This window comes from Cryobacterium sp. M23, assembly GCF_002929655.1.
GTDB classification, from domain to species: domain Bacteria; phylum Actinomycetota; class Actinomycetes; order Actinomycetales; family Microbacteriaceae; genus Cryobacterium; species Cryobacterium sandaracinum.
In genome coordinates this window covers 1-12958 of the sequence record NZ_PJJV01000067.1, presented here as the reverse complement: position 1 = coordinate 12958, position 12958 = coordinate 1, and the positions used below count along the sequence as shown (strand labels likewise).

12 protein-coding genes and 1 pseudogene are annotated in these 12958 nt (G+C 69.5%); 8 read left to right on the top strand and 5 right to left on the bottom strand.

Annotated features, from left to right (window positions below):
* Position 1 precedes the first annotated feature (1 nt).
* Together CXY82_RS07550 and CXY82_RS07545 are read right to left on the bottom strand one after the other, a co-directional pair.
* A complete protein-coding gene (locus CXY82_RS07550; protein WP_104100750.1) occupies positions 2-436 on the bottom strand; it encodes a MaoC/PaaZ C-terminal domain-containing protein in 435 nt (144 codons plus the stop codon).
* Positions 433-879 (bottom strand): MaoC family dehydratase N-terminal domain-containing protein, encoded by a 447-nt coding sequence (locus CXY82_RS07545; RefSeq protein ID WP_104100749.1) that lies wholly within the window; start codon positions 877-879, stop codon positions 433-435. The genes CXY82_RS07550 and CXY82_RS07545 overlap by 4 nt, the downstream gene beginning before the upstream one ends.
* Positions 880-934: 55 nt before the next feature.
* Here CXY82_RS07545 and CXY82_RS07540 point away from each other — a divergent pair, with 55 nt between their 5' ends.
* From CXY82_RS07540 to arsM, 4 genes and pseudogenes are all read left to right on the top strand, one after another.
* Positions 935-1399, top strand: a complete 465-nt coding sequence (locus CXY82_RS07540) for a GNAT family N-acetyltransferase (RefSeq protein WP_158250258.1) — start codon at positions 935-937, stop codon at positions 1397-1399.
* Between the two features lie 49 nt (positions 1400-1448).
* Positions 1449-2057 carry a HEAT repeat domain-containing protein gene (locus CXY82_RS07535; protein ID WP_104170378.1) on the top strand — a complete coding sequence of 203 codons (609 nt, stop codon included), beginning with the start codon at positions 1449-1451 and terminating at the stop codon, positions 2055-2057.
* Between the two features lie 49 nt (positions 2058-2106).
* Entirely contained in the window at positions 2107-2859 is a 753-nt protein-coding gene (locus CXY82_RS07530; protein WP_104170377.1) for an SGNH/GDSL hydrolase family protein, read from the top strand.
* 174 nt (positions 2860-3033) lie between these two features.
* Positions 3034-3822, top strand: a pseudogene (arsM, locus tag CXY82_RS07525) (arsenite methyltransferase).
* On the opposite strand, the gene CXY82_RS07520 reads toward arsM, so the two are convergent.
* Positions 3819-4775, bottom strand: coding sequence for a carbohydrate kinase family protein (locus CXY82_RS07520; RefSeq protein ID WP_104170376.1), 957 nt, complete (start codon positions 4773-4775; stop codon positions 3819-3821). The pseudogene arsM and the gene CXY82_RS07520 sit on opposite strands and share 4 nt — an antisense overlap.
* 256 nt (positions 4776-5031) lie before the next feature.
* Here CXY82_RS07520 and CXY82_RS07515 point away from each other — a divergent pair, with 256 nt between their 5' ends.
* Both CXY82_RS07515 and CXY82_RS07510 read left to right on the top strand, forming a co-directional pair.
* On the top strand, positions 5032-6330 hold the full coding sequence (locus CXY82_RS07515) for an ISL3 family transposase (RefSeq protein ID WP_104170375.1): 1299 nt from the start codon (positions 5032-5034) through the stop codon (positions 6328-6330).
* Between the two features lie 327 nt (positions 6331-6657).
* A complete protein-coding gene (locus CXY82_RS07510) occupies positions 6658-7584 on the top strand; it encodes an ornithine cyclodeaminase family protein (protein WP_104170374.1) in 927 nt (308 codons plus the stop codon).
* A 200-nt stretch (positions 7585-7784) separates the two neighbouring features.
* On the opposite strand, the gene CXY82_RS07505 is transcribed toward CXY82_RS07510, so the two are convergent.
* Positions 7785-8753, bottom strand: coding sequence for a DMT family transporter (locus CXY82_RS07505; protein WP_104170373.1), 969 nt, complete (start codon positions 8751-8753; stop codon positions 7785-7787).
* A 72-nt stretch (positions 8754-8825) separates the two neighbouring features.
* On the opposite strand from CXY82_RS07505, the gene CXY82_RS07500 reads away from it, so the two are divergent.
* A complete protein-coding gene (locus tag CXY82_RS07500) occupies positions 8826-9737 on the top strand; it encodes a LysR family transcriptional regulator (protein WP_104170372.1) in 912 nt (303 codons plus the stop codon).
* A gap of 208 nt (positions 9738-9945) precedes the next feature.
* On the opposite strand, the gene CXY82_RS07495 is transcribed toward CXY82_RS07500, so the two are convergent.
* Complete coding sequence (locus CXY82_RS07495) at positions 9946-10713, bottom strand: NAD(P)H-hydrate epimerase (RefSeq protein WP_233199246.1); 768 nt, start codon at positions 10711-10713, stop codon at positions 9946-9948.
* Between the two features lie 182 nt (positions 10714-10895).
* On the opposite strand from CXY82_RS07495, the gene CXY82_RS07490 reads away from it, so the two are divergent.
* Positions 10896-12614: an AarF/ABC1/UbiB kinase family protein gene (locus CXY82_RS07490; RefSeq protein WP_104170371.1), complete on the top strand. Its 1719-nt coding sequence runs from the start codon at positions 10896-10898 to the stop codon at positions 12612-12614.
* The last annotated feature ends 344 nt before the right edge of the window (positions 12615-12958 follow it).

Here is a 12958-nt window from a genome sequence, read left to right as displayed (position 1 = left end):
CTCAGACCAGGCGCACGCGTGCCTGCGCCTTGCCCAGCACAGTCACCTCGCCCGACGACACGATGAGGTCGATGCGGGCGACGCCGGCATCCGTGTCGATGGCGCCGACCTTGGCGACCACGGTCACGACCGCCGCGCCGTCGGCCGGCACGAGCACGGGGCGGGTGAACCGCACCTGATAGTCCACGATGCGGCCGGGGTCGCCGACCCAGGCGACGACCGGCTGAACGGCGAAGCCCATGGTGAGCATGCCGTGCGCGAGCACGCCGGGCAGTCCCACGGACACGGCCACGTCGTCGCGGTAGTGGATGGGGTTGAAGTCTCCGGATGCCCCGGCGTAGTGCACGAGGGAGTCGCGCGTGAGCGGGAACGTGCCTTCGGCGACGACGTCTCCGACGGTCAGGTCGGCGAGGCGGGGCGTAGCGATGATGGTCATTCGTCTCCCCTGACGACAAGGGTGGAGGTCGCGGTCACGACGTGCGCGCCGGCGGCGTCGACGATGGTTGACACGGCCGTCACCATGGAGTGGCCGCCGAGGCTCTTTACGCCGGCCACGTGGAGCGTGGCGGTGAGTTCGTCACCGGCCACGATCGGGCGGCTGAACGTGAACCGCTGGTCTCCGTGCACGACGCGGGTGAAGTCGATGCCGGCATCCGGGACGGCCAGAAGCTGCGCCAGGGTGGCCTCCTGAACGACCACGGCGAACGTGGGCGGGGCGACGACGTCGGCGTAGCCCGCAGCGCGCGCGGCCTCCGGGTCGAGGTTGATCGGACTCGTGGCAAAGACCGCGCGGGAGAACTCGCGCACCTTCTCCCGGCCGACGAGATAGGGGGCGACGGGCGGGAAGACCCGGCCCTGCAGTTCGGGGTTGACAGACACAGGCCGAGTTTACCGGCCTCGGCCGGGGACGGCGCCATCGGGCAGACTGGCTGGTGTGAAGATCAAGCGCGTGCGTCTGGGTGACCCTGAGGTGGTCCCGCTCCTGGCCGACCTGGCGCGGGAGTATGACGAGCGGTACGGCGACGGCGACTCGGTGCACGACGTGCCGGCGGATGCCTTCGCCCCGCCGAGCGGCACCTTCCTCGTGCTGCTCGATGGGGGCGTGACGGTAGCGGGTGGCGGCATCCGTCGCCTGAGCGAGACGACCGGCGAGGTGAAACGGATGTGGACCAACCCGGCCTACCGCCGGCAGGGCCACGCCGTGGCCCTGCTCGCCGCCCTCGAGGAGGTGGCGCAGCAATTCGGCTACCGGCACCTGCGCCTGGAGACGGGCCACGCGCAGCCGGAGGCGCTCGCGCTGTACCGGCGCCTCGGCTACCGGGAGATCGGCAATTACGGGATCTACGAGAACGCGACCGGGTTCGAGCGCACGTTTGCCTCCCCGGAACGCCCCGCCTGACAGTCCGGCATTGGCCTGCGACACGCCCGCTTGCTAGCGTAGACACGTCATGCCTAACAAATTAGAGCCACACCCCGACCTTCCCATCGACCTGCCCACGGCCGAACGCATCCATGCGGCCGTCGCGCATTATGGCGAACAGGCCGTCATCGACAATTCCGTCGCGCTACTCCGCGCCAAGAACGCCGGCAAGGACTTCCTGCTCTACGCCGGCGGACGCCACGCCCTGGGCATCCTCGAAGGTGCCCCCGCCCTCTACTGGCCCGAGCTGTGGGGTGCCCGTGCGCTGCTCTACGTCTGGGGCGAAACGGCGGCACCGTACATCGTCGTCGGCATGAACAACCAGGCTTGGCGGGTGCGCGAGATGTGCGCCAAGGTCGTCCTGCTGCGCGGCCTCGAGGTGGCGCCCAAGCTGGTGCGCCTGACCACCGACGAGGTTCCGCGCGTGCGCGCCGCGGCCCTGCACGCGCTGGCCGCCCAGGGCACCGCCGACCACCTCGCCACCATCGTGCAGCGTCTGCGCGACCCCGACAAAGAGGTGCGCCGCGCGGCCCAGCAGGCCCGCGACGTGCTCAACGCACGGTGGAACCTTACGGTCGAGCAGGGCCAGGGCACCGAGCAGACCCACGGAACCCGGCACACCCACCCGAGCGAGTAGCCGAGCCCGGAACCGGGACACACACACAGTACCGAGACGGGGGGTCCGGATGTTCCATCGCTTTGTGGCCATGGGCGACAGTTTCACCGAAGGCGTCGGCGACGACCTGCCGGGCGGCCAGGTGCGCGGCTGGGCCGACCTGGTCGCGCTCGGGCTCGCCGCGGCATCCGCCCACCCCGTCTCCTACGCCAACCTCGCCGTGCGCGGTCGGCTGCTCGGCCCGATCGTGGCGGAGCAGCTGGAGTCCGCGCTCGCGCTCGGCCCCGACCTGCTCAGCATCTGCGGCGGCGGCAACGACGTGATGCGGCCGCGGGTCGAGATCCCCTATGTGGTCGACCTGATGCGGCAGGTCGTCGACCGGGCCGAGGCGCAGGGCGTGCACGTGCTGGTGCTCAGTGGCGGCAATCCCTCGCGCCACCTGCCGCTCGGCTACCTGATGCGCCGGCGCGGCGATCAGCTGGCGGATGCCGCGCGCGCCGCCTTCGACCGGCCGGGCGTCACGCTCGTCGACAATTGGGCCGACTCCGAGCTGGAGCACAAGCGGTTCTGGTCGGTCGACAAGCTGCACCTCAACGCGCTCGGGCACACCCGGGTGGCCACAAACGTGCTGGCCGAGCTGGGGGTGTCGGTTCCGGTGGAGTGGCTGGATGCGCCCGCCGCGGCCGACGAGCAGGTGCAGAGCACGACCGCGTATTACCGCGAGTTCGTGCTGCCGTGGATCGGACGCCGGCTCACCGGACGCTCCTCCGGAGACGGCCGCCCGCCCAAGCGGCCCACCCTGGAGCCGGTCGATGTCGGCTGATCATTCCGGAAGGGGCGCCTGCGCCGCGACCAGGCTGCCGCGTCGGGCCCGCATCCGGCCCGGGAGCGTCGATTTGCGTCCCCTCACGCGCGTGGATTGACGGCGATCGATTTTCGGCGGTAGATTGCATCGATAGTCATCAATGTATGTAGGTCTCAGTCGAGGGAGAACGCCATGAGCGAGAACAGTAACCCGGTGCGCGAAGAGGTGCGGTCCCGCTACGCGAGCGTGGCCGTCTCGGTTACGAATGAGGGGCGTCGGTCGCTGCTCACCGAGACGCCTGCCGGCGGCTGCTGCGAACCGGCCGCCATCGACGAGAGCCTGGTCTTCGGCTCCGCGCTCTACGACGACGCGTCGACCGCTGACCTCCCGGGCGCGGCCCTGCTGGCGAGCCTCGGCTGCGGCAACCCCACGGCGGTCGCAGACCTGCAGGCCGGCGAAACCGTGCTCGATCTCGGCTCGGGCGGAGGCATCGACGTGCTCCTCTCCGCCCGCCGGGTCGGCCCCACCGGGTTCGCCTACGGCCTCGACATGACCGACGAGATGCTCGACCTGGCCCGGCACAATGCGGCCGCAGCCTAGGCGCAGAACGTCCAGTTCCTGAAAGGCACGATCGAGGAGATCCCACTGGGCTCCGGCAGCGTCGACGTCGTCATCTCCAACTGCGTGATCAACCTGTCGACGGACAAACCCGCCGTGATCGGCGAGATGTTTCGCGTGCTGCGGCCCGGCGGCCGCGTCGGAGTGTCCGACGTTGTGGCCGAGAACCACCTCGCGCCCGCCCATCGGGCCGAGCGCGGCTCCCACGTGGGCTGCATCGCCGGCGCGCTCTCGATCACGGAGTACGAGTCCCTGCTCGCCGCCGCGGGCTTCGAGCAGGTGAGCGTCACCCTGACCCACGAGGTGACCGACGGGATGCACGGCGCCATTGTGCGGGCGGTCAAGCCGGCCGGCGCCGCCTAGACCGCGGTGGGTACGCGCAGTAGGGCACCCTCCCGGCGGCAGGTGGCGGCCGCGATCAGCATGGCGTCGGCCAGCAGGGCCTGCCAGCCCGCGGCATCCGTGGGCACGCCCCTCGTCAGCATGGTCTGCACGGCCCCGGCGAGGGTGGCGTCGCCCGCGCCCATGGTGTCGACGACGGCGCCGGGAAGCACGGCGATCGGCTCACTGACCCGCAGATCGGCACCGCAGGCAACGGATGCCCCCGCGCGCCCGGCCGTGGCCAGCACCGTCTGCGTGCCGGCAGCCAGCAGCCGCTCCCGCAACTCTTCGAGGGTGCTGCGGTAGAGCAGCTCGGCGTCCTCGTCCCCCACCTTCGTGAGGAGGCTCCGGGCAGCGATTCGTTCGAAGTTCGCCACGAACAGGTCGCCGTCGGCGAGCATGCCCGAACGCGGGTTCGGGTCGATCACGAGGCGGCGTTCCGGCTCCGCGACCGCGGCGATGAAGGCATCCGTCTGGGCCGTGTCGTCGAAAGGGAAGCAGCTCACGACCACGAGGCGGGCGTTGTCCAGGGCCGCGCGCTCGGCCGGGCCGAACTCGATGCGGCGCTTCCGCGCGGCCTCGTTGAAGGCGTAGGTGGGCTCGCCGTCGGTGCGGTCGGAGGTGGCGCGGGAGCTGCCAAACGGCCCGGGTGTGGCGACCAAAGTCACGTCGTGCGCGGCGAGGAACTCGCGCAGCCGGGCACCGTCGGCGTCGTCGCCGACCATGGCGATCAGGGTGGTCGGCACACCGAGCACGGCCAGGCCGACGGCCACGTTGAGGGCGGCGCCGCCGGGGAACTCCAGGCGGGACCCCGGGCTCAGCATTTCGTCGATGAGTGCGTCGCCGACCACGACCACCCGGTTCTGCTCAGTCCGGTTCTGCTCAGTCAGGTTCTGCTCAGTCAGGTTCTGCTCAGTCAGGTTCTGCTCAGTCATTCGGTCTCTCCCTTGCCCCTGCCAACAACCCTGTCGCACCAAGCCTAGGTGAGTGAGTCCTCATCGATATTGAACCAATTCGACGGAGATTCTCGTGCAGAACTGCTTTTTAGGCGCGTTGAGGGGCAATTCTGCCAAAATCTCGGCTCCCCTGCTCTATCCGTGGGTGTTTCGGAGCGCCTTAACGGCCGCACGCCGCTTCCTGTCTAGGTTTCTGACTGTCAAAGGAAAGAAACTTTATAGGCGGGAAAACGGCGTGCGGTCTCTAACAATATGGCGGACTTTGCTCGGTGTCGACAAGACAGTGGTCGAGGACGTTGATCTCGACCTGGTAGCGGGCGTTTTTGTTGCGTCGGTGCGACTGACCAGGTCGATGCGGAACCGGTGTGGGAGCTGCCAGAAGCGCTGCCCGCGCTACGACGACGGAGCAGGCCGCCGCCGGTGGCGGGGCTTGGATTTCGGCTCGACCCGGGTCTTTCTGGAGGCGGATGCCCCGCGGGTGTCGTGCCGGGAGCACGGTGTGATCGTGGCTGCGGTGCCGTGGGCCAGGCATCAGGCCGGCCACACCCGCCACTTCGATTCATATGTCGCGTGGCTGGCCACGCAAACCTCGAAAACCGCGGCAACTCAGTTGATGCGGATCGCGTGGCGGACGGTCGGGGCGATCATGACCCGGGTTTGGGCTGACACGGAAAAGCTCCATGATCCCTTCGCCGGGCTCACCCGGATCGGGATCGATGAGGTCTCCTTCAAGCGCGGCCGGAAGTTCTTGACTGTGGTCGTGGACCACGATTCAGGGCGCCTGGTCTGGGCTGCTCCGGGCCAGGACAAGGCCACCCTGGGCACGTTCTTCGATGCGCTCGGCGCGGAACGTTCCGCTCTGATCACGCATGTTTCCGCGGATGGGGCCGCGTGGATCGCGTCGGTCGTCGCAGCACGCTGCCCGAACGCGGTCCGCTGCGCGGACCCGTTCCACGTCGTGAAGTGGGCCACGGAAGCCCTCGACGAAGTTCGCAAGGCCGCCTGGACCGAGGCCCGCAAACAGGCCCGCCTAAACGAGTCCCGCACGGTTGGCCGGCCCGTGCACGACGCCCCGGCCCGGCCTCACAGCGAGCACGCGAAGTTGATGATGAACTCCCGCTACGCGCTCTGGAAAAACCCCGAAAACCTCACCGAGAAACAACAGATCAAGCTGGCCTGGGTCGTTCACACCAACCCGGCCCTGGGCCGGGCCTACTACCTCAAGGAAGGCCTCCGGCTGGTCTTCAAACTGCCCCACGACGAAGCCGCCGAGGCCCTGGACAAGTGGGTCGGATGGGCCCGCCGCTGCCGGATCCCGTCGTTCGTGAAACTCCAACGCTCCATCGTCAAGCACCGGGCCGCGATCCTTGCATCGATCGAGCACGGCCTCTCCAACGGCCGCATCGAATCCGTCAATACCAAGATCCGACTGCTCACCCGAATCGCCTTCGGCTTCAAATCACCCGACGCCCTCATCGCCCTCGCCATGCTCAGCCTCGGCGGCCACAAACCCGCACTCCCCGGCCGGGATTAACCCACGGTTACGACAGGAGAGCCAAAATCTCCGTCGAATTCGTTCGGGGCGCTAGCCCGAGCCGGCCTGTGTCAGCCCGAGTCGGCCCGCGTCACCCCGCGTCACCCCGCGTCAGCCCGCGAAACCAAATGCTGCCGCGTTTGTCCAGACCCTTCCGCAGGGCGCGGCATCGTCGTACGCTCGTACACAGGCAGGGTGGCTCCCCGAACACCGGTCCTTAGTCCCTGATTGCAGGGTCCGTATGAGACCGGAGCGAAGCACCCCTCGTCGGGGGCAGGACATCATCGGGGTGACCTGCCCCCACACTCCGACACGTACAGTCGGAGCATGGCTCCCGATGCACCCACCCCGTGGATCTCCGCCGACGAGATCTTCGCCCGCGTCGGCGTCGGCGCCGCGGCGCGCGCCCTGCAGGTCGCCGTGCGGGCTGGGCTCGACCCGGCGCTTGATTTCAGCCGCAGCATCCTGCCCCTCGACCGGGGCCAGCTGCTGCTCATGCCGTCGCAGTCCGCCGAGTTCGTGGGCGTCAAGATCGCCACCGTCGCGCCGGGCAACCCGCAGCTCGGCCGGTCACGCATCCAGGGCGTCTACCTGCTGATGGATGCTGCCACGCTCAGCCCGGTCGCCCTGCTCGACGGCATCGCACTGACGACTCTGCGCACCCCGGCGGTGTCGGCGGCCGTCGCCGACCTGCTCGCGCCCGCCGAGGTGGAGCACCTCGTGGTGTTCGGCTCGGGACCCCAGGCGCGCGGGCATGTCGAGGCGATGCGCGCCATCCGCCGGGTCGGTCGGGTCACCGTGGTCGGCCGGCACCCGGGCCGCGCCGAGGCACTGGCCGAGCAGGTGCGGGCGGGCGGGCTGCCCGCGCAGACCGGCACCCCCGGCGCCGTGGCCGACGCTCAGCTCATCGTCTGCGCCACCACCGCCCGCACCCCGCTGTTCGACGGGTCCCTGGTGCCGCGGAACTCCTGCACGGTGGCGGTCGGGTCGCACGAGCCCGACGCCCGCGAGGTTTCCAGCGAGCTGATCGGACGCGCGCAGGTCGTCGTCGAAGACAGCCAGGTCGCGCTGCGGGAGGGCGGCGACGTGCTGATCCCGCTCCGGGAGGGCATGATCCAGGCCGATTCCCTGGTGCCGATGCGGGACATCCTGACCGGCACGGTCGCCGTCGACCAGTCGCGCCCCCGCGTCTTCACGAGCTCCGGCATGTCCTGGCAGGACCTGGTGGTCGCCCAGGCCGTCTTCCGCCCGTAATCCCACCGCGCGTGTACGCCGTTCATCACGGAGCGCCGTGTGTAGCGTCGAACCAATTCGACGGAGATTTTCTCATCAAGGCGCTGTTTCAGAGGGTTTGAGACCGTTTCAGGCAAAATCTCCGTCGAATTCGTTCGGGCTGGATTTAGTGCAGGCGAGCGCGAGCGCGCGCGCTCGCTGAGCTGCAGCCGAACCCGGCTTCAGCCGATGGCCGCGGGCGACGGATGTGACGGGGCCGGCACCGCGAGCACGTCGGCCGCCGCCCGTAGTCGGTGCCCCTGCTCCACCCGCTGTCCCCACGAGGTGCCCGCGATGATCAGGCCTGCCCCGAGCACCGCCACCAGGCCGAGGTTCTCACTGCCGAGGCTCACCCCCACGACCACCGCCCAGACCGGTTCGGTGCCCATCAGCAGGCTGGCCCGAGCGGCCGAGGTGTGCCGGATCGCCCAGGTCTGGGCCAGGAACGCGAACACGCTGCAGGCCAGACCGAGGTAGAGCACCCCGAGCCAGGCGGCCGGACCGAAGGCGCCGATCGCCCGAAGTGTTCCCGGCGCATCCGCTGCGGTGAACACCAGGGCACCCACGGCGGCCTGCACCAGCGTGATCGTGAGCGTCCCGGGCCGGCGGCCGGCGCCGTCGGCGCGGGTCACCCGGCCGACCATGGTGACGTGCAGGGCGCGCACGAGCGCTGCGGCGAGCATGAGCAGGTCGCCAGGGTTCGGGGCGCGAAAACCGTTGCCGGAAACGAGCAGCGCTACCCCGACGACCGCGAGCACCGCAGCCACGAAGAACGAACGCGGTAGCCAGTTGTGCGCCGCGACCGACTCGAGGATCGGGGTGAGAATGATCGTCAGGCTGATGATCAGGCCCGCGTTGGTGGCCGAGGTCACGGCCACGCCGGCCGTCTCCAACCAGAGAATCGCCGCCTGAGTGAGCCCGAGCAGCGCGCCCCCGGCCAGCTCGGCGCGGGTCGGCCGCCGAGGCCGGCTCAACGCCCAGATCAGCAGCAGCGCCAGCGCAGCCACCAGAAAGCGCAGCGCGAGCACGGCGCCCACGCTCGCCTGCTCGGTCAGCACCTTGGCGGCGAGGTAGCTGCCACCCCAGACCAGCGCGACAAGCAGCAGGACGGCGTCGATGCGGTAACGTCCGAGCCGCGGGAGGAAGGTCATGGGCCAATGCTGCCGGGAGGCATCTGTTAAGTCCAGATCACCAATTCTGAACTAACACTTTAGTGTTTGCTTATGGATCTGCATCAGCTCTTCATCCTGCGGGAACTCGGCGAGCGCGGCAGCGTCGCCGCGGTGGCCCGCGCGCTGTTCGTCTCGTCGTCGGCGGTGTCGCAGCAGCTGTCCGCGCTGCAGCGCAGCACGGGCGTGGCGCTGACCGAACGACGCGGGCGCAGGCTTGTGCTGACACCCGCCGGCACGGCTCTCGCTACCGCCGCCGCCAGCGTGTCCACGGCGATGGCCGCCGCCGAGCAGTCGGTGGCACGTTTCCACGAAGAGCCGGCCGCGCCGGTGAGCCTGTCGGCGTTCCACAGCGCTGGGCTGGCCTGGTTCGGGCCTCTGATCTCGCGACTGGCCAGTCCGGCCGGACCCACCGGGACGCCAATCCGGTGCGGCGACGAGGATGTCGCACGGCAGGATTTCCCGGCACTGGTCGCCGACTACGACCTCGTCATCGCCCACCGGCTGCCGCACGATCCCCTCTGGCCGCAACGGGTCACGGTCACCCCGCTGCTCTACGAACCGCTGGATGTGGCGCTGCATGTCGGACATCCTCTGGCCGGTCGGTCGTCGGTGTCGGTCGCCGACATCGCCGACGAGCCCTGGATCGCCGGGCACCCGGGCTTCCCGCTCGCGGAGGCGGTGAATGTCGTCGCGGCGAGCGCCGGGCACCCCCTACGGATCGAGCACCGCATCAACGAGTTCTTCGTGGCGGCCTCCGTGGTCGCTTCGGGGTCCGCGATCGCACTGCTGCCCCGGTACACGATGGCCCCGGCGCCAGGGTCCGGCCTGGTGCTGCTGCCGATCGACGACCTGCGGGTCGGCCGCCAGATCGACGTTCTCAGCCGCCCCGAGACGCTGCTACGGGCGTCGGTGCGCCGGGTGCTGGGCGAGCTGCGAGCGGTGGCCGGCTCTCGCACGGAATGACCGCTGCGTTGAGAGGATGTCCGACTCACCGGCATGGTCAATGTCGCCGAGGTCTTCCAGCGGACACCCGACCCCGCGAGAGCGGGGACGGGCGACGGTTGCGCCGCCTCACCAGTCGACGGCATACCGAAGACGGCGACGAACCCTGCGGGCGGAACTGTGATCACGGTATCGGCCCCCCTCAGAACCTTTGGGCGGGAGGAAATGACTACCGTCCATTGATGCTCCGGGCGCGGATACGCAACGGCGCCGACCGTGGGAACAGCAGAGAAAAAACTTGCCCGCGATCCCGGGCCACGATCCGTTCGAGCTCGTCGCCGATGCCGATGTCGGCCACGACGATCCGTCCGGCCAGGCTCGCCGCGGGTTCCCGCAGCAGACCTGGTTTGCAGCCTCCGAATGTCACCGTCAGGTGCGCGGGCAGCACGGTGGGGTCCGGCACGGCGCCGTCGTCGACGCCGATCCCGCTGGGCAGGTCCACCGCCACCACGAGGGGCGCACCGGGGTCGTGCAGCGCGGGAAGGATGGCCGCCACCACCTCACGAGCCCGCCCGCGGAGCGCCGGGCTGGTGCTCGTGCCGGTGCCGAGGATGCCGTCGAGGATCACGGCGGATGCCCGCGCCACCCGGGCGAGAGCGGCATGCGTTTCAGCCAGGGGCAGCAGCGCCGCCCCGGCCGCCACGGCGGAGCTGAGGCCGCCGTCGTGGAGCTGTGCCGACGTGGGCACGATGGTCACCAGGGCACCCTGCGCGGCCAGCAGCGCGGCCGCGTGCAGGGCGTCGCCGCCGTTGTTCCCCGCACCCGCCAGCACCAGCACCCGCGCGTCCGGCACTCCCCCGCTTTCCGTGAGCAGCTCCTCGAGCAGGGCCGCCGTCTCCGCGGCGAGCGCGGCCGATGCCCGCTCCATCAGCGGCACGCCCTCGGCCAGGAAGGGAGTCTCGGCCTCGCGCATCTGGGCGGCGGTGTAGGTTTTCACGTCGCCAGAGTACTCCCGCGGCGGTGCGGCTCACGGCACCGAGGGCGACCGGCCGAGCCCTGCCGAGATCTGTCCGTGCCCCCCGTGCCACCCGGTTCGCACCCGTCTCCCATCCTGACCGGGCATGCTGAAGTCCTGATCGCCCGCCACTCCGGCCGGCGCGCGACAAGAGAGCTGAAACAGTGGCCGGCGCACGCGGCATCACCCTTCCGAAACTGACTCTGGCCACCGAGCGGAGCCGCCCGGCTCCCCCGCGGCCCTTCCTGCAGCGCGGCCGCCGCTTCGCCGAACTCGTGCGCATCGCCCGGAAGAATGGACTGCTGCCGGTGCGGCGGCTCGACTTCACGACCAACCCGAGCGGGGCAGCCGTTCGCGCCGTGCAGGCCGAGGGTCTGCGGGCCGCGCTGGAGGAGGCCGGTGGAGCCTTCGTCAAGATGGGCCAGCTGCTCTCCACCCGATCCGACTTCCTGCCCCCGGAATTCGCCCGGGCCCTCGCGACGCTGCAGCAGAGCGTGAAGCCTGCCCCCTGGGACGAGGTCGAACGGATGCTGGAGGAGGAGTTCGGCGGACCCCTCGCCGGCGTCTTCGCCAGCTTCGATCCCGACCCCATCGCCGCGGCCTCCATCGGCCAGGTGCACCGGGCGACCCTGATGAACGGCACTGTGGTGGCCGTCAAGGTGCAGCGGCCCGGGATCGTGCCGGAGCTGCGGCGCGACGTCGCCATCGCCGTGCGGGTGACGAACCTGATGAGCCTGACGTCTCCGCAGGCCAGAACTCTGGGCATCAAGGCGGTCGCCGAGGACTATGCGGCCGACCTCGTGCGCCAACTGGACTTCCGGCTGGAGGCGCGGAACCTCTCGGCCATGCGCGCCCTCCAGCTGCGCGGCCCGCGGGCCGGCGACCTGCGTTTCCCCGAGCTGTTCGAGTCTCTGTCCAGCGATCGCGTGCTGGTGATGGAGTACCTGTTCGGCGACACGTTCAGCGACCTGAACGAGACGTCCGACGCGCCACGGGCCGAGCTCGGCGCCGCCATGCGCACCGTGCTCAGCGCCTTCGTGCGCCAGATCGTCTTCGACGGCGTCTTCCACGCCGACCTGCACCCCGGCAACATCATGCTGCTGGCCGACGGCACCCCCGCGCTAGTCGACTTCGGATCGGTGGGCCGGCTCGACCTGCAGCTGCGGGAGACGATCCAGGAGCTGCTGATCGCTTTTCTCCAGTCCGACACCCAGCTCATCGCCGACGGGCTCCTCAAACTCGCCCCGCTGCGGGACGGTGCGGACGAGAAGTCGTTCCGCCGCGAGCTGAGCGCGTTCATCACGTTCGAGTTGGGGCCCGGCGCGCGGGTCAGTGTGCTGACCGTGGATGTCCTGGTGGCTATCCTCACCCGGTACGGCGTGGGAATCCCCGCCGAATTCGTGGCGGCTGCGCGGGCGTTCGCGGTGCTCGAGGGCACCCTGCGCTCCAGCATGCCGGAGTTCGACCTGCTCGAGGAGTCCCGCAGGCTGGCGAGCGTGCAGATCCGCGACCAGATGGCGCCGGCCAACGTGCGCGAACTCCTGACCACCGAGCTTCTGGCCCTGCTGCCCAGCGTGCGCCGGCTCCCCCGGCGTTTCGACCAGATCGGGCGGGCCCTCGAGATGGGCAACCTCAACGTCAATGTGCGGCTGCTCGCGGACCAGAGCGACCGGCGGCTGCTCACCGGGCTGGTGCGGCAGAGCCTCCTGGCCCTGGTCGGCGGGGCCGCCGGGGTGATGTCCCTGGTCTACCTCACGACACCCACACCGGCGGACCCGGGGGTCATCAGCACGGTGACGGCCGGGTTCAGCCTGGGTGCCGGCTCCGTGGTGCTGCTGATTTCGGCGTTCGTGGATTCGCTCGTGACCCGCAGCCGCGCTTGACCCGTGCGACTGAATCGAGCGACTGCCACGTGCATCGGGAAACGACGAAGGCCCCGCCTGAGGCAGGGCCTTCGTCATACGTTCTGGTAGCGGGAGCGGGAATTGAACCCGCGCCACCACGTTTATAATCGTTCCGATTCAATCAATCGACCCCACGCTACGAATCCTCGCCAAAGTTAAATCTGACTAGGTGTTCCCTGTAAGAAGTGCGCTCAGACTATCTCACCACCTCGATCCGCCTAGGAGCCTGCTGATTTATCCGACGTGTTAACGCCGACCGAAAACAGGACCATTAACGCCGATTGAAAACAGGACCACCGACCAGTATGGAAGGTGATCAATAT

Bases quoted from the DNA above. Each gene is read 5' to 3' on its own strand.
- CXY82_RS07520 (WP_104170376.1), bottom strand. From the start codon at position 4,775: ATGACTGAGCAGAACCTGACTGAGCAGAACCTGACTGAGCAGAACCTG.
- CXY82_RS07550 (WP_104100750.1), bottom strand. From the start codon at position 436: ATGACCATCATCGCTACGCCCCGCCTCGCCGACCTGACCGTCGGAGAC.
- CXY82_RS07510 (WP_104170374.1), top strand. From the start codon at position 6,658: ATGGCTCCCGATGCACCCACCCCGTGGATCTCCGCCGACGAGATCTTC.
- CXY82_RS07505 (WP_104170373.1), bottom strand. From the start codon at position 8,753: ATGACCTTCCTCCCGCGGCTCGGACGTTACCGCATCGACGCCGTCCTG.
- CXY82_RS07530 (WP_104170377.1), top strand. From the start codon at position 2,107: ATGTTCCATCGCTTTGTGGCCATGGGCGACAGTTTCACCGAAGGCGTC.
- CXY82_RS07535 (WP_104170378.1), top strand. From the start codon at position 1,449: ATGCCTAACAAATTAGAGCCACACCCCGACCTTCCCATCGACCTGCCC.
- CXY82_RS07500 (WP_104170372.1), top strand. From the start codon at position 8,826: ATGGATCTGCATCAGCTCTTCATCCTGCGGGAACTCGGCGAGCGCGGC.